Annotated in this window: 17 protein-coding genes and 1 pseudogene; 7 read left to right on the top strand and 11 right to left on the bottom strand. The window is 37.1% G+C overall.

Features of this window, described 5'->3' with window-relative positions; all coding sequences use genetic code 11:
• Nucleotides 1–207: 207 nt before the first annotated feature.
• The gene (locus tag QFZ28_RS04880) at nucleotides 208–1,212 is read left to right on the top strand and encodes a DUF3231 family protein (protein WP_307196951.1); all 1,005 of its coding nucleotides are present in this window, start codon (nucleotides 208–210) and stop codon (nucleotides 1,210–1,212) included.
• Between the two features lie 514 nt (nucleotides 1,213–1,726).
• Here QFZ28_RS04880 and QFZ28_RS04875 read toward each other — a convergent pair.
• Together QFZ28_RS04875 and tnpA are read right to left on the bottom strand one after the other, a co-directional pair.
• Nucleotides 1,727–3,109, bottom strand: coding sequence for a transposase (locus QFZ28_RS04875; RefSeq protein WP_307196950.1), 1,383 nt, complete (start codon nucleotides 3,107–3,109; stop codon nucleotides 1,727–1,729).
• A 45-nt stretch (nucleotides 3,110–3,154) separates the two neighbouring features.
• Nucleotides 3,155–3,559 carry an IS200/IS605 family transposase gene (tnpA, locus tag QFZ28_RS04870; protein WP_307193613.1) on the bottom strand — a complete coding sequence of 135 codons (405 nt, stop codon included), beginning with the start codon at nucleotides 3,557–3,559 and terminating at the stop codon, nucleotides 3,155–3,157.
• A gap of 111 nt (nucleotides 3,560–3,670) precedes the next feature.
• On the opposite strand from tnpA, the gene QFZ28_RS04865 reads away from it, so the two are divergent.
• The 4 genes from QFZ28_RS04865 to QFZ28_RS04850 all read left to right on the top strand — a co-directional run bounded on the left by QFZ28_RS04865 (nucleotide 3,671) and on the right by QFZ28_RS04850 (nucleotide 5,828).
• On the top strand, nucleotides 3,671–3,814 hold the full coding sequence (locus QFZ28_RS04865; protein ID WP_307193612.1) for a hypothetical protein: 144 nt from the start codon (nucleotides 3,671–3,673) through the stop codon (nucleotides 3,812–3,814).
• Nucleotides 3,815–3,837: 23 nt separating this feature from the next.
• On the top strand, nucleotides 3,838–4,005 hold the full coding sequence (locus QFZ28_RS04860) for a hypothetical protein (RefSeq protein ID WP_307193611.1): 168 nt from the start codon (nucleotides 3,838–3,840) through the stop codon (nucleotides 4,003–4,005).
• Between the two features lie 294 nt (nucleotides 4,006–4,299).
• Nucleotides 4,300–4,881 carry an undecaprenyl-diphosphatase gene (locus QFZ28_RS04855; RefSeq protein ID WP_307193610.1) on the top strand — a complete coding sequence of 194 codons (582 nt, stop codon included), beginning with the start codon at nucleotides 4,300–4,302 and terminating at the stop codon, nucleotides 4,879–4,881.
• A 335-nt stretch (nucleotides 4,882–5,216) separates the two neighbouring features.
• Complete coding sequence (locus QFZ28_RS04850) at nucleotides 5,217–5,828, top strand: hypothetical protein (protein ID WP_307193609.1); 612 nt, start codon at nucleotides 5,217–5,219, stop codon at nucleotides 5,826–5,828.
• 444 nt (nucleotides 5,829–6,272) lie between these two features.
• Here QFZ28_RS04850 and QFZ28_RS04845 read toward each other — a convergent pair whose 3' ends face one another.
• The 6 genes from QFZ28_RS04845 to QFZ28_RS04820 all read right to left on the bottom strand — a co-directional run bounded on the left by QFZ28_RS04845 (nucleotide 6,273) and on the right by QFZ28_RS04820 (nucleotide 12,618).
• Nucleotides 6,273–7,016: a DeoR/GlpR family DNA-binding transcription regulator gene (locus QFZ28_RS04845; RefSeq protein ID WP_307193608.1), complete on the bottom strand. Its 744-nt coding sequence runs from the start codon at nucleotides 7,014–7,016 to the stop codon at nucleotides 6,273–6,275.
• A 28-nt stretch (nucleotides 7,017–7,044) separates the two neighbouring features.
• Nucleotides 7,045–7,962, bottom strand: a complete 918-nt coding sequence (locus QFZ28_RS04840) for a ribokinase (RefSeq protein WP_307193607.1) — start codon at nucleotides 7,960–7,962, stop codon at nucleotides 7,045–7,047.
• Between the two features lie 5 nt (nucleotides 7,963–7,967).
• Entirely contained in the window at nucleotides 7,968–8,963 is a 996-nt protein-coding gene (locus tag QFZ28_RS04835; protein ID WP_307193606.1) for an ABC transporter permease, read from the bottom strand.
• Nucleotides 8,944–10,467: a sugar ABC transporter ATP-binding protein gene (locus QFZ28_RS04830; protein WP_307193605.1), complete on the bottom strand. Its 1,524-nt coding sequence runs from the start codon at nucleotides 10,465–10,467 to the stop codon at nucleotides 8,944–8,946. Before QFZ28_RS04830 ends, QFZ28_RS04835 begins: the two co-directional genes overlap by 20 nt.
• A 70-nt stretch (nucleotides 10,468–10,537) precedes the next feature.
• Nucleotides 10,538–11,626: a sugar ABC transporter substrate-binding protein gene (locus QFZ28_RS04825; RefSeq protein WP_307193604.1), complete on the bottom strand. Its 1,089-nt coding sequence runs from the start codon at nucleotides 11,624–11,626 to the stop codon at nucleotides 10,538–10,540.
• Nucleotides 11,627–11,661: 35 nt separating this feature from the next.
• Nucleotides 11,662–12,618: a sugar phosphate isomerase/epimerase family protein gene (locus QFZ28_RS04820; protein ID WP_307193603.1), complete on the bottom strand. Its 957-nt coding sequence runs from the start codon at nucleotides 12,616–12,618 to the stop codon at nucleotides 11,662–11,664.
• A gap of 279 nt (nucleotides 12,619–12,897) precedes the next feature.
• Between QFZ28_RS04820 and QFZ28_RS04815 the strand changes: the two genes are divergently transcribed.
• Together QFZ28_RS04815 and QFZ28_RS04810 are read left to right on the top strand one after the other, a co-directional pair.
• Nucleotides 12,898–13,074, top strand: a complete 177-nt coding sequence (locus QFZ28_RS04815; RefSeq protein ID WP_307193602.1) for a hypothetical protein — start codon at nucleotides 12,898–12,900, stop codon at nucleotides 13,072–13,074.
• An 80-nt stretch (nucleotides 13,075–13,154) separates the two neighbouring features.
• A pseudogene (locus QFZ28_RS04810) lies at nucleotides 13,155–13,301 on the top strand (GMC family oxidoreductase); the annotation flags it as partial.
• A gap of 261 nt (nucleotides 13,302–13,562) precedes the next feature.
• Here the strand turns inward: QFZ28_RS04810 and QFZ28_RS04805 are convergent.
• The 3 genes from QFZ28_RS04805 to gudD all read right to left on the bottom strand — a co-directional run bounded on the left by QFZ28_RS04805 (nucleotide 13,563) and on the right by gudD (nucleotide 17,210).
• Entirely contained in the window at nucleotides 13,563–14,270 is a 708-nt protein-coding gene (locus tag QFZ28_RS04805) for a FadR/GntR family transcriptional regulator (RefSeq protein WP_307193601.1), read from the bottom strand.
• A 106-nt stretch (nucleotides 14,271–14,376) separates the two neighbouring features.
• Nucleotides 14,377–15,504, bottom strand: coding sequence for a glycerate kinase (locus QFZ28_RS04800; RefSeq protein WP_307193600.1), 1,128 nt, complete (start codon nucleotides 15,502–15,504; stop codon nucleotides 14,377–14,379).
• Between the two features lie 353 nt (nucleotides 15,505–15,857).
• Nucleotides 15,858–17,210, bottom strand: coding sequence for a glucarate dehydratase (gene gudD / locus QFZ28_RS04795; RefSeq protein WP_307193599.1), 1,353 nt, complete (start codon nucleotides 17,208–17,210; stop codon nucleotides 15,858–15,860).
• Between the last annotated feature and the right edge of the window lie 49 nt (nucleotides 17,211–17,259).

The following is a 17,259-nucleotide window of genomic DNA, read 5'->3' as shown; positions in this document are numbered from 1 at the left end:
ACCGTACTTAATATGGAACCAGCCTCCCTGTTAGCTGAATTATGAAAAAAGGACCGCCGCAGCAATCCCCGTTCCTTCAACTCTTGCCCCCGTATTTCTTCACAAATACAATTTACCCCCATTTACTATTAATCCTAAGCAATAATTATTTTTATTAAAATCATTACTTTAGGTTAAAATAAGTGAATAAAAAGAGGAGGATTTAGCATTATGACTTCAAGGGATGTTCCAATCACATCATCAGAATTGGCAAATTTATGGATGACCTTTCAAGAAAAAACCATGATTATCAGAATGTTAGAGCATTTTATAGAACACGCCGATAATGCAGAGAAACAACTTTTGCTAACTCATTATAATAATGCTTCTAAAGCCATAGATATCATTAAAGGTATTTTCCAACAAGAAGAGGCGGTTATTCCTATTGGTTTTACAGAAAGTGATGTACAAAAAGGAGTTCCAAAGTTGTTTGATTATCTGTTTGATATCATGTATTTGCATATGATGACTAAAGTGGAAATGAGCCTTTATTCACTTTTTTGTGGTATGTCCTATCGGAAAGATATTAATGATTTTTTTATCAATTTGACAGCAGAAGCCCAAGAGATTAACTGCCAAGCAACTCAATTCCTTTTAGAAAAAGGGGTATTGGTACGTCCAGCTTTTGTATCAATGCCTAAAGAAGTTCATTTTGTAGAGAACAAAAATTATAGAAATAGTTTTAATTTGTTTAGTGAAACGAGATCCCTAAATACAATAGAAGTTTCTCTTATCCATCATGCCATTGAAACAAACCTTGTAGGAATGCAATTAATGATTGGATTTGCCCAAGTTGCTTCAAATAAGGACGTGCAAAACTATCTTGTAAAAGGGATGAAATTGTCAAAGAAGATTGAAATCGATTTAGGTGAATTTTTACGCCAAAGTTATATTGAACCACCAGCTACTCATGCCGGTAAAGCAACTACTTCAAAAATCCCACCATTTTCTGATAAATTAATGATGTACAACACCAGTTTGTTAACTTCATTTGGTCTCGGAAGTAATGCATTAGGAGGTGCATTTAGTTTACGAAATGACCTACCTGCAAAAATGGCTCTGCTTGCAAAGGATATTTTTACTTTTGCTCAAGATGGAGGTAAAATTATGATCAAAAATGGCTGGATGGAAGAACCCCCACAGATTGAGGATCGAAATCAACTAACCAAATAAACGTTTTATAGAAAAAACAGATAACTAAAATGGAACAAAAGTAAGATATTTTTCGTCTTAATGAATCGTAAAATTGTTTATAGGACTTCCCTTTGATAAGTTATAAAAATCCTTAATAAGTTATTCGCCTCTTCCTTCACATTGTACAGAAAAGAGGCGATTTTTATTTTTAAAAAAGGAAGGTTTTGAATCCAATAGAGAGGTTAAACAAATACGTGCGGCAGGACTTGCTTTAGGACAAACAGGAGACTCCTACGACCTACCTTCTAAATACAAAAACGGCGAACTGACACTCACCCATCCATAAATGGAGAGGGTTCCACCTTTAAAAAACTTAAGCTCTCCCGCTTCTAAAAGAGGACTTCACTTTGGTCTAAAAGGCTTCTACAGCCGAAATCGTTCTAATGCAAATAATCGAAACAAGACTATTTACATGGGCTCGGATTTCCTTGCCACTCACAACTTATTGACTGTTCCGGGGTATGTCTGCACCGAGAGATTTAACCTATTAATCTCATAGGAATTTATAAACCAAATGTTGATATGATGTTCTTTCCGACTTTCTATTTTTCAATTTTGATATGCATTCCTCTAAAACCCTTGAAATTTGAAACCAATCTTTTTCAGCCTTTTGAATATTTACATGATCTGATTTCGATACATACCTTGCTAAAAATGCACTGTATAAATCTCGTTGTGCATGAACCCCACAATCACAAGTATGCCAGCGATCTTTCAGTCTTTTTTTCTTAATGGCACCACAATGACAAGTTTGCGATAGTTTGGTCGAATAAGTCGGAAACTCTCGGAAGGTCCCGCCTTGTGATGTGACTTTTCGTTTTAACATTTTTAAAAACATACTGGGTGCTTTTCTGCTAATACTTTTGCCGAATATCTTCTGAAAGGCTTTATAGGAGAGTTTTTCTGTTTGAATGGAAGAGGCTTGTTGAAGGATTTGATTGGTATCTCGTCCATGGAGATGTTTTCTAACCTCTTTAATTTTACGTTCCAATTCTCTATGTTCGGAACGAGTCTTTATGTATCTCTTTGAATTAACCCACTTCTTTTTCCCCTTTTTTACAACGCCATTGCTTTGATAGTTATTGGGGTTATTTGCTCGTCGTTGTCGGTCCATTTTGCGATTTATTCTTCTTTTTTCTTTATCAATGGTAACTACTTCTTCACAAAATTCCTTTAATTCAGCTTCTGATTCCCCTACGATTGCAATTGTGGAAGGACCAACATCTAACCCAATCCCTTCTTTACCTATTTCATATTTACGATAGGGGTGTCCTTCAAGAATTAATTGAACATAAAACCGGTTTTTCCCTTTTACTTCCTTTTTGATAATCCGACAATATTTTATTTTATGCTTTAAGGCATTCTGCATCCATTTATCTTTTGGGTCGAATAGGCATTTTAATGAAAGGTTTTTACCAACAAAAACAAACCCATTGGAATAGGTTAAAAAGGTCCTGTTGTTTTTTCCCTCTAATGAAACAAACTCACCTTTGCGTTTAAACTTAACTTTTTTCGCTTTCTTAAAGGCGAATTTTTGAACTGCTTTAAACGCTCTGGTAGAAAGTTTTTGACAAATGTGCGTTCCTAAATGATTGGCAATAAACTTCGAATCATTTTTCGTTTTTGTCCCAAAGGATTGAATCGAGTAATCCGTAAAACGGAAAGTCTCATTGAGATATTTAAAGTTAGCTCTTCGCTTTTCTATATCTGTTTCGGAAGTTCTTGATAATCGGATGGTTTCCTTATATAATTCAGTGTTTTGAATAGCCTTTAGCCTTTTCAAACTTTCCCCTAAACAAGCATTGTACAGCTGTCTGCCACAATCAGACAACATCAAAAGGTGTTTTTCTTGCATCATATTGGTCTTTAACCGAATTGTTGCAATAAAAGAGGGAGTCTTTCTTTTGATGCTGCCATCGTTTTACACTCCTTTTTGGTTTTCTATGTACTGTTTTACTACTTCCAGAGTAGTTCCGCCGACAGTGGAAACAAAATAGCTATTTGTCCAAAGCGATGGAATTCTACTCTTTAGCCAAGGAAATTCATTGCGTAGATAACGAGAACTTCTACCTTTCATCATTTTAATAAGTTTATTTATGCCAAATTGAGGATCGCATTCAACGAGCAGATGAACGTGATCAGGCATAATCTCCATTTCGATTATTTCAGAGCCCGTTTCTTCAGCTACCTCAATAAGAATAGATTTGAGCCGTTCATCTACTCCATCAATCAATACACTTCTTCTATACTTCGGACACCAAACTACATGGTACTTGCAAGAAAACACTATGTTATTATTACTTTTATATTGAATTAGACTTTTCATACCTTTATTATATCAAATAATTCTATCTATTAGCAAATTTAAAAGGAACATTTGTTCTAAAAATATACAACCTTACCCCATACATGAATGTAGGGGCTTGCAGTTGTTTGATTGGTCATCTTTAAACATAATTATGAACTAGGATTGAAGGAATACGAAGAGCAACAAAGCGATAATCAAAAAGCGGCTGTTGGTGGTGTCAGTAGACTAGCATTAGTTTGGTTAGGCAGAAGATTTTATGTCATGAAAAAATGATAGGTTAACAGAGGAGAATAGAAATGGGCATGTACCGAACCATTAGTTATAAAGTAGAAGATTTATTCATTAAGCTACTGTCAAAAAAACAAGACTCTGAAATGATCAAAGAAAAAGTAGCTACATACCGTATAAGAAATGAGGAGGTCCGCAATCAAAAGAAAATAAATAAGAAATCCAAGGCTGTTTAAGTTTCTAGTTTGCTTATCTAGCACTTAAACTTCCAGTGGAAATCGGCCACCTCTTCACCCCGAACTTTTCACTGTTTTTTCAAACTGGGTAATCTAGTTATCTGTTAAATTTAAACGTTTCTATTATGTAAAAATATCCAGGATTCGGTAATCGGCCGAATCCTTTTTGTTTTTCAGAGCTTCTAGTCAATCATTGACCAAATCGAGAGTGACAGGCACCTATTCAATACATATTAACTTTTTAAACAGGAAAACTAGACTTGTTAGTAGACTAGGGACAAAGGAGATATGTATATGGACTACAGGATATTTAGAGCGATTAATCAATTTGCTGGTCGTTATCGGCTTTTGGATATGATGGTGATTATCTTTTCTCAAAAAGTTCGTTATTTATTTCTATTTATTTTAATCTTCATGTGGTTTCGAGATAACTCACATAAGAAAATCACTTTATATGCAATCATTTCGGCTGGGGTATCGATGGTTTTAAATAAAATCATTAAATTGTTTTATTTTAAACCTCGCCCTTTCTTGAATCTTGGGACCCATTTATTATCCCCATTTCCATCAAAAAAGAACTCTTCATTTCCAAGTAAACATACCGCTCTAGCGTTTGCAGCAGCAACCTCTGTCATGTTTTATAAGAGATTCTTAGGTAGTATGATGTACCTTTCCGCTATCCTAACAGGACTCTCTCGCATTTGGATGGGACAACATTACCCTTTGGATATTTTAGCTAGTTCATTACTAGGAAGTATAACCAGCATAGTAGTAAAGATGACAGGATGGTTATGGAATCCGATCATTGATCGGATAATACAGGCTTATCATGATTACTGCTCGAGAAAAAATCATCAAGGGAAATCCTCAAATTAAGGAGGAATTCCCTTTTTTGTTTAACAGTTTGATTACTCCCATTTTTTTGTATCGTCTTATTTGGTATTTGGTTTAAATCAACCGTTGAAAAAGAAAATAATCTGCTTTTTTTGACCGACCTAGTTTACTACTTGCCTATCTGTTAGTTTGTTTACCACCTTTAATAACTTCATTAATTGGATATTCTTGCCACAAATAAAACTTTAGACCTAGAAGATAATATATTTGTCTACCTGAGGATTACAAGTAGATACACTTGGAGGTGCATTACCATAAATGGAATGTTATTCTTCATAGTTCTTTTGTTGGCTATTGCTATAGGGGTGGTTATCTTTATGGGCAAAAAGAGAAATAACCCTATTCCTGCAATAGAAACAACACCCAAACCATTTTCAAACAATCAATTTAAGGAGGAATTTGCTATGGAAGAAAAGACAAAGGTTATTAAAGAAAGAGTTAAAACTGCAGAAAATGCAAAAATTGAACGGGTGGCAGCTGCAAAGGCTGAGGAGGAAATTGCTGTTGAGCTTGCACCGTTAAGAAGCCAAATTCAATCGATTCAAAATACCCTAAATCAACTTAATTCAGCTAACGACCAAACTACAATGTCTTCTGGAGGGCAGAATCAAAATCAAAATCAGAATCAGAATCAATCAAATGACCTATTAAACCAACTGCAACAGTTTAGTTCACAAGCTCAACAACAACAGCAAAAAACTTTTCAACAATTGCAACAATCTGTTCATCAAGCTGCTCAAACGTTAACTGGTGTAGAACAATCAATACAATCCATTAATATGTTAAACCAAATCACTCAACAAATTAATCAAACACAACAACAATTACAACAGCAACAAAGTCAAGGACAAGGTCAAGGTCAAGGTCAAGGTCAAGGTCAAGGTCAAGGTCAAGGCCAAGGTCAAATGAATTATAATCAAACACACTAAAATCAAATTTGTAAACGTAGCTGATATCTCTTTGCTATCAGCTACGTTTACTTTCCAATGATTGTAGAAAAAATGATTATTGGCATTACTATACCCACAAATATTTGTTTAATGTATTATTCGCAATGGAAATTACTGGGGAATCCTTCTTACACTTATAAGTTTTTACTCTGTAACATTGTCCTGAAAAAGCCCCCTTCGAATTTACGAAAGGAGCTTTACATGTTATTGCTAATAATCATAAAAATATGAAAATTAAAGTAGGAACATAATTCCGGCTTATCCTGGGTGTGAGTGGGTAAGCGAATTATACTGTCTGGAGTTTCTTTGCATGGTGCCTGGCACCCGGACTTGACAAGCTAACAGTTCCCACCGCAAACCTATATGGTTTAGTACCGGCCAAAAGAACCGTCCCCATGCCCCCCATAGCAGACATAATCTCATCTAATCGGCAATGTGGTATTTTACTTTCCCCTCAAGCCCATTTATTTTTTTATCCGTTATTAAAATACACTGATTTAATTCAAATGCCTTACATAAGGTGCTTTCATTATACTTGGAGCTATCTGCCAATACATAGCACTTCTTAGAATTGGTATTGACGATGGTTTTTTTGCTAGCTTCTCGGATGTCAGGTGTATTAACCCCCATTTCATTGCCAAATCCGCTTGCTCCAAGAAAGGACCGATCGAAATACAGATTTTTTAAAGTATTGTCGGATAAAGGACCACTTATAGAATCTAAATTCTTATTAACGTCTCCGCCAATTATGATGCAGCTGGAAATATTCGGGTTATCTAACTCATTTAAAACTAAAGTGTTTGAAGTAACAATACGAACGTCTCTAGCTTTTATATATTTTACAATCGCCGCACAAGTTGTCCCTGAGTCAATATAAATGACCTCTTCATCCTTAACAAAAGAAGCTGCGTATTTGGCGATTTTTTCCTTCTCATCCATATTCAGAAACTTCTTTGTGCCAACCGGCAACTCGAATGTGTTAACCTTTCTTTTAACAGCACCGCCTCTAAGGACAGTGATTTGGTTTTCTTCTTCTAGATTTTTTAAATCTCTTCGAATCGTGGATTCTGAAACATCTTCAAAGATACTTACAAAATCCTCTATATACATTAAATCCTTTTTTTCTAATTCTTCCATTATTTTTTCTCGTCTTACATAAGGAATCATATTCAATACCTACCTAACTAACATCAATCTATACATCAAAACTAGCTAAAACTTCCTCTAAATGAGGCATAGCGTCCTGGCCGCCAATTTTCGTAACGGTTTTTGAGCTAACTTTCGATGCGAATTTTCCCATTTCCTCTTTACTTAAACCATTAATCAAACCATATGCGATTGCACCAATATACGAATCTCCAGCCCCAGTTGTCTCCACTACATTTACCTTTTCAGGTGAAATGCAAAACGTATGGGTTCCATCATATAGAAGGCTGCCTTTTTCACCTAATGTGATAATTAAGAGTTCTCCAATCTGTTTAAATAATGAATCACAGCATTGTACTGCATCCTCAACCGTAGAAATCTCTCGCCCCGCATAGAAACTTGCTTCGGACTCATTTACAACCAAACAATCAATTAACTCCATGACATCTTCTGAGAGATTGTAACTTGGTGCTGCATTTACGATCACATAGCAATTATGTTTCTTTGCTAATTTTATTGAATACTCGACTACATCCCTTGGAATTTCCAATTGTAAAATCACAATTTGACTTTTCTTTATAATTGACTCTGCCCGGTCAATATCCTCAACGGTTAGAGAATAATTAGCACCTGTTGAGATAGTAGAAAGCAGTCTCCCATCAGGAAAAGAGTTTACAATTCCAAGGCCGGTATGCGTATCGGCTAAACCGATATAATCCGTTTTCACATTATATTTCTTCAATGAATCAATTAATATAGTCCCAAAATGATCATTACCTACTCTGCCTACCATGTATGTCTCAAGGCCCAGTTTTGCACATTGAACGGCTTGGTTTGCCCCTTTTCCGCCGCCACAAAATGAAACCCCATCCACCGTGATCGTTTCACCAATTTCCGGTAATCTTTCCTGTTTTAATACGATATCATAATTAAGGCTTCCAATTACAGCTACTTTGTTGTTTTCCATAGCGTCTACATCCCTACACTTTTTGGATATTTTGGGTTTGTATTTTTATTTTTAACCGCACGAAGTTTTTTAAATTTATCTTGGATGACTTCAGAATAAGCTGCAACGACGATAATGGCACCGGTTGCAATATATTGCCAGAATGAGTCAACTCCTACTACAACTAACCCTACTTTTAATGCTGACAATAGAATTGCACCAAGTAAGGTAGCAATCATGTTCCCTTTACCACCTGCTAAACTAGCCCCGCCAATAGCAGCAGCGGCAATCGCATTTAATTCATAGCCTTGTCCAGTAGCAGGTTCACCTGAACCGAGACGTGCTAACAAGATCATCCCAGCTAAAGCAGCTCCTACACCACATAATGCATACGTTAAAATCTTAGTTCGGTCAACATTAACGCCCGATAATCTTGTTGCTTCTTCATTTCCACCAATAGCAAAGATATACGTTCCTAATTTAGTATACTTTAAAATAATGTGACTTACTATTGTAAACGCAATCAAAATAAGGACAGAAACTGGAACATCTTTAACGACGTCTCCTGCAAGCATGGATCTAAAATTATCAGGAATGTCCAATACTGGCCAACCACCAGTATAGATATAAGCAATACCTCTATATGCACTCATGGTACCTAATGTGGCAATGAATGGTTGTAATTTAAACTTAGTGATCAATAGTCCATTTACTACCCCTAGTACAAAACCTAAGACAACACCTACTGTAATGGCTAAAACGGGGTTCACACCTCGTACCAGTAAGTCCCCAGTAATAACAATGACGACAGCAAAGATGGAACCAATCGATAAATCAATTCCTCCAGTAATAATGGCATACGTAATACCTATAGCTAATAAACCATTTATTACGGTTTGATCAAAAATGTCTAATAAATTTCCACTACTTAAATAAACGGGTTCTATTGCAGAAAAAATAATGACCATCAAGATAATGGCAAAAATCAGACTGGCTTCACGACTAAATAGCTTGGCTTTCATCTTTGTTTACCCCCATTGCATATTGAAGTACATCTTCTTCTTTAAGTCCTTTATTCATTAACTCTATTACTTTACGACCTTCCCTCATGACGATAATTCGGTCCGACATGCCAAGTACTTCAGGTAATTCTGAAGAGACGATGATAATTGATTTACCTTTTTCCAATAGCCCTTCCATCACACGATAAATTTCCGCCTTTGCTCCAACATCAACACCCTTAGTAGGCTCATCTAAAAATAAAATATTTGCATCAGAAGATAACCATTTAGAAATGACTACTTTTTGCTGATTACCTCCACTTAGTTCATGTGTTAAATAGTGCGGATTTGCAGGCCGTAAATTGATTTCATTTATATAGCTCTCGCAGTTTTCTGTTTTTTTTCTATGGCTAACCAAACCAAATTTGGTGAATTTCTCGAGTTTCGTTAAAGCAATATTATCAGCATTATTAAAGAATTTAAGAAATCCCTGTGTTTTTCGATTTTCTGGAACAAGGCCAAGCCCTAACTTTACAGCCAGCTGGGAAGACTTTATATCAACCTCTTTGCCATTCAGCAGGATGGTACCATTTGTTTTCTTTTCTGCGCCAAAAATAGTGCGAATAACATCGGTTCTTTTCGAGCCTACTAGTCCAAAAAAGCCTAGTATCTCTCCTTTTTTTAAATGAAAAGAAATGTCTTCATACACGTTATTAATCGTTAATCCTTTAACCTCTAACACAGTCTCTTCCCCGATCATACCCTTTTTATTTCTGACAGCAAAAGAGGAAACGTCCCGGCCAACCATTTTCCTGATTAATTGCTCTTTGCTTACATCTTTAACATAAAAGGATTCAATAAAAGTCCCATCACGAAGCACAGTTGCCCGGTCACAAATTTCAAAAATCTCTTCTAATCGATGACTGACATATAAAATCGTAATCCCATTTTGTTTTAATTCATTTATGATTTCAAACAAGGAGTCAGTTTCAGATCTAGATAAAGATGCTGTAGGTTCATCAAAAGAGATCACTTCAGCCTTATGATAGAGCGCCTTTGCAATCGCAACCATTTGCATTTCCCCTGTACTTAACGATCCTGCCTTATCTTCGCTTTTAAAATTACATCTAAGTTTTGATAGAATTTCATTTGCCTTTTCATGAATAGATTTATGGTCCAGTAACATACCCTTTTTGGGTTCGTACCCCAATACGATATTTTGACCAACGGTAAGTTCTGGGATTAAACTTACTTCCTGATGTACTTTAGAAATTCCGTGATGGATAGCATCATTTGCATTTTTGAATTTTACAACCTGATTATTCAGATGTACTTCCCCATCATATTCCGTATATACACCATGAAGGATATTTAATAAGGTTGATTTACCAGCCCCATTTTCTCCTAAAAGGGCATGGATTTCTCCTTTTTGTATCTCAAAACTAACATGATCTAATGCCTTTACACCTGGGAAAACCTTAGAAACATTATGAAATTTTATGATCTTTTCCACTTGGTCCTTCACTATAAAATTCCCCTTTTTATTACTATAGCCGAATCATCAGCAGATTCGACTATAGTCATTTTAATCAAATTTATTGAGCAAGTTCAGGTTCATTCCAGCCAATAATTTCTTCAGCTGGTGTATCGACATTCGTCGAATCTATTAATGCCTGTGGTGTCCAAATCACTCGAGGTAATTCTTGACCGCCGATTTTTCTAATCATCATCTCGACTGCAATTTGTCCTTTATATTTAGGGAAGGAATCAATGGTAGCGTCAAGCTCACCCTTACGAATAGAATCATAGGCTTCACCAATTCCATCTACACCCATAACAAGAATATCTTTTCCGGATGCATTAACAGCTTCTTGTACGCCTAATGCCATTGTGTCATTGTTAGCAAAAATGGCTTTTAAATCAGGATGTTTTTTAATCCAAGTTTCTGCTGTATTTTTTGCTTTTTCGCGATCCCAGTCAGCATTTTGTTTTTCAACAATTTCAATTCCTGGTGCGTTGTCTTTAATCCAAGATTCAAATCCCAGCGTACGTTGTCGTGCAGCAAAAGCTTTAGGCATACCTACAACAATGGCAACCTTTCCTTTTCCATTAAGTTTTTCGGAAACCCATTCTGCCACTTTTTCGCCATTTTCTACAGCTTTAGGTCCAACAAAATGAGGAGCTTCCGCAATAATACCATCATTAACGTTAATAACGGGAATATCATCTTCTACTGCTTCTTCTACCCCAGGAACGAGATTACTATCAGATATTGGTGATAACAACAATCCTGAATATTTTTTATTAATCATATCCCGAACGATAGACAATTGGCCTTCTTCATCCGCTTCCCCTTGTGGAGATTTAACATCGGCGTTAATGTTATAACCATTGCCAGAGAATTTATCAGCACCTATTTCCATGCCTTCCTTTAGTGTTCTCCAGTATTCATTTTCAAAAGCTTTTGCGACACCGCCAAGGTTCAATTCATCCGTAACCTTTGGTACCGGACCTAGCTCATCTCTAATTTCCGAATAGAGTTTTCCATTTTCTTTATCAGGATTAAAACCTGTGTTCTCTTTTGCTTCACCACCACTTGCTCCATTATTGCTGCTGTTAGCACTGCACGCACCCAAAATTAAAGTAGCAGATGTCAATAATGCAAGAATTGTCTTTTTATTCATGATAGATTAACCCTCCTTATATTTACCTTCTATTATTAATTTGTTGTTACGGTCGGATTGACACTTTGCAAGAATTGCAAAAATAGTTGTCTTGCTTCAATCGCACTATTCTTACTAATTACATTCTCGATATGACTCATTCCCACAGAATCAATCAATCTATTAATCTCAAGAATCATTTCGACATTTTGTTGAATTTCTGCTAAAGGTTCTTCTCTTACCGGAAATGTATCAAAGTAAATAGCGCTTTCATAATTACCTTTCTTAAGGTAATACATAAATTCCAATGTTTGCATGAATGAAACCGTTCCAACCATTAGGCCATCATCGTGTTGGCCATATCCGTCATTAATATGGACGCCAAATAATTTATTTCTCTCTGTTGCGATACTTAAGCCATATGCTGGATTTTCTCTTTTCATCAACATATGACAATAATCAACCGTTACACCCACATTTTCTCTATCAATTTCACTAACCATTAACATGGTAGAACCGATACTATCAATGAATGCATAAGATCTTTCTTGATAAGGCTTATATTCAATACTAATCTTTAAATCAGGAGCATAATCTGCAATTTTTCCAATAAAGTTTCTCACTTGATTCCATACTTTTGGGTAATCTATTTGGAATGGATAATCAAAACCATCATAGCCTAACCAAAGTGTTATGACTTTACCATTAAGTTCTCTACAAGCATCTACTGCTTGATAACATAACTTTAATGCATCCTCTGCAATCTCAATATTGCTATTTCCTAATTCTCCGTTTATAAAATGTTTGCGAAATCTTAAAGCTAGTCCATTAACCTCTAACCCAGTTTCTTGCAGTTTGTTAGAAACTTCAGAGACTGTATACTGTTCAAAGTGCTCCGGAAAATTAAGGTCAACAGAAGTGATACCATCGACTTTCGAAACCAAATCAATTGCCTTTAAAATATCACCATTGACTGTTGGGAGAATTGAATTAATCCTTGTTGCTAACTTCATTGATAACCACTCCAAAAATGAATTTTAGAAAACGCTTTCTGATTAATACTTTAACAGCATGATTTCAAAGATTCAATAACTTTTTTCATATTTTTTTAATTTTTTTCAAAAATTTTTATACAATCTACAAAAATATTTCATAAATTATTTATTTTATATCATTATTTTCCATATTATTTCATTTCTTTTAATGCTTTTTAGAAATCAATATATCTCAATTACATATATAAGAAAAGATCACACTTGAAAAAAATTGGGTAGAAAGGGTGGTGCATTTTTGTGAATTTGAAATCAGGCAGAATTGAAGGGTTTGAAGGGTATTCGCAGTTTAATAGTGTGAAGGAATTTAATACTCATATAGAAATGTGGTTAGCGGTGAAGAAGCAAGAGTTCTCGAAGGGAGAGCTTGTCGGTTTGAAGGGGCTGGTTCGTTATACTGCAAAAGTAAACGGCTAATCTACAAAGGATTAGTCGTTTCTATGGTTTTTAAATTAAGTTGCGGCAGGGACTCTAGCAAACCAAAATTGGCAAAAATGATGGCGGACCTTTCTATTGCTCCAATTTTACCAGACGGTAATACCTCTACTGCGGCACAAATGATTGGGTTGAATGCAGTGCGTTTTATTCAAAATGAGCCGGACCAATTTGTTGTGGACGATAGTGAATTGGTGGATTTTTTATAACTGCTTCTAACCAGTAAGATGAGCATTGAAGAGGTAACCTTCACAAAAAAAACCGCTTTTGCGGTTTTTTTGTGAAAAACATTAAGGTACATTCGAATGTTACAGTACCCAATCCATGTCCCGATTGCTCTTATAAAATACTGGCAGGGATATCCCGGAAGCAATTATGCGTTATTATACGCTTGCCCGTAACCTAGCGATACCAAGTAAGCTTGCTTATATACAGTCAGCTGACATGGATTTGCCTTGAAAAGGAATCTATCATTCCTTGTTACCGTGAATATCCTTTAAAACTTTGTGTCGGACGTAATCAAGATGTAAATACATTTGATGAAACGCCTCGAACGGATCCCTTTTTTCCAATGCCTTGTAAATCGCCATATGGTGCTCGATGGTTCGTTCTTGTTCTCGAACTTTTATTTCACTGTTGATTTTGACAAGAGTGACAATTAATGAATCTACCATTCCCTCTACAATCTGGTTATTGGCACTTAAGGCGATGATTCGGTGAAATTCAATATCTGCTTCTCCATAGTTTTGATCTTTACTGTTTTCAATGATTTCAATCGTTTGTTTTAATCTTTTGAGATCTTCGTCGCTAATTTTCTCAGCCGCAATGGTAATTAAACCTAATTCCAATGCCATTCTCGCTTCCACCATTGCTTGCAGATTATCATGTGCAAGGGATAACATAATGGAAAAGGGATGGCTGCTAATTTTATTATTAAAAAAAGTACCTTCTCGTGTTTTTCGGTTAATAACACCCAATGATTCAAGAGAGCTGAGTGCTTCACGTAACACGGGACGGCTGACGTTAAGTATTTCCATTAATTCCATTTCCGTAGGAAGTTTATCTCCAGGTTTCATCTGTCCACTAATCAATAGTTGAATAATACTTTCGACCACCTGCTTGGATAAAGTATTACGATTTACCGACTCAACTATGATTTTTTTAGGAGTTTCGTCCATTTTTAGGCCCCTTGTTTTCGCATTTTTGTAAGCCCATTATATTATATTTCTGCCCTGCTTCACCAGCGGAAAAAACGCTGCTAAATGTCAGCAGCGTTCTAAATCACTATATCTTCAATACTCGGCAAATATTTTCGGCCGCAAATGCTAAGTTCGCTTCTCCCGAATCAAGTGCTTCCTCTAATGTAGTCACACCTTTTAAGATTCCAATAATGACATTAAATCCGTTATCGTATAGCGGTTCCACTCCATTGCCAATTCTGCCGGCAAAGGCAATAACAGGGACAGAGTATTTTTTAGCTACACTCGCGACCCCGTAAGGAGTTTTGCCAAACAATGTCTGGGCATCAATACTGCCTTCTCCCGTAAAAACATAGTCTGCACCTCTGATTTGTTCCTCCAGCCCAGTATACTCAATGACAAGGTCAATTCCTTTTTTTAGCTCGGCATTTAAGAAGGCCATTAACCCCGCACCAAGGCCGCCCGCTGCACCAGCACCATCCAGATGGGCAATATCCTGGCCTAATTGCTCTTTCATAACATCAGCAAAATGAGATAAGTTTTGGTCCAGAACGTGCACCATATCAACTGTTGCTCCTTTTTGCGGGCCAAAAATAGCTGACGCACCATTGTTACCGATTAGTGGATTGGTGACATCACAAGCTACTTCAAATTTTACATGCTGAATTCTTTCATCCAGCCCGCTTACATCAATCGTATGCAAACGCCCCAATGGGCCGCCGCCAAACGAGAGCTCTTTACCATTTTCATCTTTAAAAGAAACACCAAGCGCTTGGAGCATCCCTGCCCCTCCATCATTTGTAGCACTGCCGCCAATTCCGATTAAAAACCGGCTGACACCTTTGTCTAATGCATGTTTAATTAATTGTCCGGTTCCATAAGAAGTGGTCAATAAGGGATTGCGATCCTCAGGCTTAATTAATTCTAATCCACTTGCACTTGCCATCTCAATCACTGCAGTTTGCCCCTCTCCCAAGAGACCGTATTCTGCAATGACACTTTCTCCTAGTGGTCCGAGCACCTCTGTCTTAATCATCTCGCCATTTGTCATGCTTACAAGAGATTCAACGGTGCCTTCCCCGCCGTCCGCCATAGGGACAACTACACATTCTGCATCAGGGAAAACGGCTTTTACACCTTTTTCCATTGCAAGGGCAGCCTTCCTCGCCGTCATACTTTCCTTAAATGAATCGGGAGCTAGTACAAACTTCATGATAATCTGTCCTTTACATTTAATGAGTTTAATCGTTCTAAAAAAGGGCTCTGTTATTATTCATTGTTGATTTTCGTGTAGGGTTGAGAATTCATAGGCGGAGAATTTCCGGCTATTGTATATAGAGGAAGCTTAAGAAGCAGATATAAGCGGAGATATTCCGGTTAACTGCTTTAAATAAGACAAAATCCAAGGATTTGGATACAATAAGCGGAAAAACTCCGCTTATTTTTAAGGAAATATGGGTATTTTCCAAATTAAACGGAAATTCTCCGCTTATTTTCCAAACACAACATTCAGTTTTAAAAGAGCCAAAAAAAGAAGAGTGACACGCATAGCCACCCCAATATTATTTAGCGTACAAGACATGGTTTCTTGTTATCAAATTTCCAGCCAGGGATGTAGAACTGCATACCGACTGAGTCGTCACGAGAGTTAAGCTCCATATTTTTATATACTTCATGTGCCTTTAGGATTTGCTCCATATCTACTTCTACACCTAAACCTGGCTTATCTGGGATGTTCAAGTGTCCATCAACAATTTGGAATGGATCCTTCGTTAAACGTTCAATGCCTTCCTGCCAAATCCAGTGTGTATCAATCGCCGTAATTTCACCCGGAGCAGCGGCAGCAACATGGGTAAACATGGCAAGTGAGATATCAAAGTGGTTATTCGAGTGAGATCCCCATGTTAGACCCCAGTCATTACACATTTGTGCTACACGGACAGAACCTTGCATCGTCCAAAAGTGTGGGTCGGCTAGCGGTATATCCACAGATTGCAGCGAAATGGTATGACCCATTTGACGCCAGTCCGTAGCAATCATATTGGTTGCCGTCGGCAGACCCGTTTGTCTTCTGAACTCAGCCATGACTTCACGGCCCGAGTAACCATTTTCCGCACCACATGGATCCTCTGCATAGGTTAGAATTCCGTGCATATCTTTGCAAAGCTCAACCGCTTCCACTAATGACCAGGCACCGTTTGGATCAAGGGTAATTCTTGCATCTGGGAACCTTTCTTTTAATGCCTTGATTGCTTTGATTTCTTCTTTCCCCTCTAAAACGCCGCCTTTTAGCTTAAAGTCTTTAAAGCCGTAAAGTTCTTGTGAAGCTTCAGCTAGACGTACAATTGCTTCCGGTGTTAACGCCTCTTCATGGCGGACGCGATACCATTCCACTTCAGAATCTGGATTGCTATAATACGGTAGATCTGTCCGATTACGGTCGCCAATATAGAACAGGTAACCAAGTGTTTTTACTTTATCCCTCTGCTGGCCTTCACCAAGAAGAGCTGCAACCGGCACATTTAAGTGCTTCCCTAATAAATCTAATAGCGCTGCTTCAAGGGCAGTAACCGCATGAATGGTAATCCGTAAATCAAATGTTTGTAAACCGCGGCCTGCTGAATCGCGGCCGGCAAATTCTTTTCGAACCTTATTTAAGATATTGTTATAATGACCAATGGATGAACCGACTACAATCGCTCTAGCATCTTCAAGCGTTTTACGGATTGCTTCGCCGCCGGGTACTTCGCCTACACCCAGATTACCATTGCTGTCCTTTAAAATTACAATGTTTCTAGTAAAATAGGCACCGTGCGCACCGCTAAGATTTAATAACATACTGTCACGGCCGGCAACAGGATATACTTCCATTTCAGTCACAACTGGAGTAGCGTTTATCACTTTCTCAACTGTATTCATGGCAAATTCTCCAATCAATTTTATAATAGAGAGAACGCAAGACCGCGTT

Source organism: Neobacillus niacini (assembly GCF_030817695.1).
In the GTDB taxonomy this organism is placed as follows: Bacteria; Bacillota; Bacilli; order Bacillales; family Cytobacillaceae; genus Neobacillus; species Neobacillus niacini_F.
The sequence above is the reverse complement of the archived record's forward strand: the minus strand, read 5'-3'. Positions and strand labels throughout refer to the sequence as shown.

What these genes read in the sequence shown, in the direction of transcription:
- tnpA (WP_307193613.1), bottom strand. Translation starts at nt 3,559, where the DNA reads ATGAAAAGTCTAATTCAATATAAAAGTAATAATAACATAGTGTTTTCT.
- QFZ28_RS04860 (WP_307193611.1), top strand. Translation starts at nt 3,838, where the DNA reads ATGGGCATGTACCGAACCATTAGTTATAAAGTAGAAGATTTATTCATT.
- QFZ28_RS04855 (WP_307193610.1), top strand. Translation starts at nt 4,300, where the DNA reads ATGGACTACAGGATATTTAGAGCGATTAATCAATTTGCTGGTCGTTAT.
- QFZ28_RS04850 (WP_307193609.1), top strand. Translation starts at nt 5,217, where the DNA reads ATGGGCAAAAAGAGAAATAACCCTATTCCTGCAATAGAAACAACACCC.
- QFZ28_RS04845 (WP_307193608.1), bottom strand. Translation starts at nt 7,016, where the DNA reads ATGATTCCTTATGTAAGACGAGAAAAAATAATGGAAGAATTAGAAAAA.
- QFZ28_RS04840 (WP_307193607.1), bottom strand. Translation starts at nt 7,962, where the DNA reads ATGGAAAACAACAAAGTAGCTGTAATTGGAAGCCTTAATTATGATATC.
- QFZ28_RS04835 (WP_307193606.1), bottom strand. Translation starts at nt 8,963, where the DNA reads ATGAAAGCCAAGCTATTTAGTCGTGAAGCCAGTCTGATTTTTGCCATT.
- QFZ28_RS04825 (WP_307193604.1), bottom strand. Translation starts at nt 11,626, where the DNA reads ATGAATAAAAAGACAATTCTTGCATTATTGACATCTGCTACTTTAATT.
- QFZ28_RS04820 (WP_307193603.1), bottom strand. Translation starts at nt 12,618, where the DNA reads ATGAAGTTAGCAACAAGGATTAATTCAATTCTCCCAACAGTCAATGGT.
- QFZ28_RS04805 (WP_307193601.1), bottom strand. Translation starts at nt 14,270, where the DNA reads ATGGACGAAACTCCTAAAAAAATCATAGTTGAGTCGGTAAATCGTAAT.
- QFZ28_RS04800 (WP_307193600.1), bottom strand. Translation starts at nt 15,504, where the DNA reads ATGAAGTTTGTACTAGCTCCCGATTCATTTAAGGAAAGTATGACGGCG.
- gudD (WP_307193599.1), bottom strand. Translation starts at nt 17,210, where the DNA reads ATGAATACAGTTGAGAAAGTGATAAACGCTACTCCAGTTGTGACTGAA.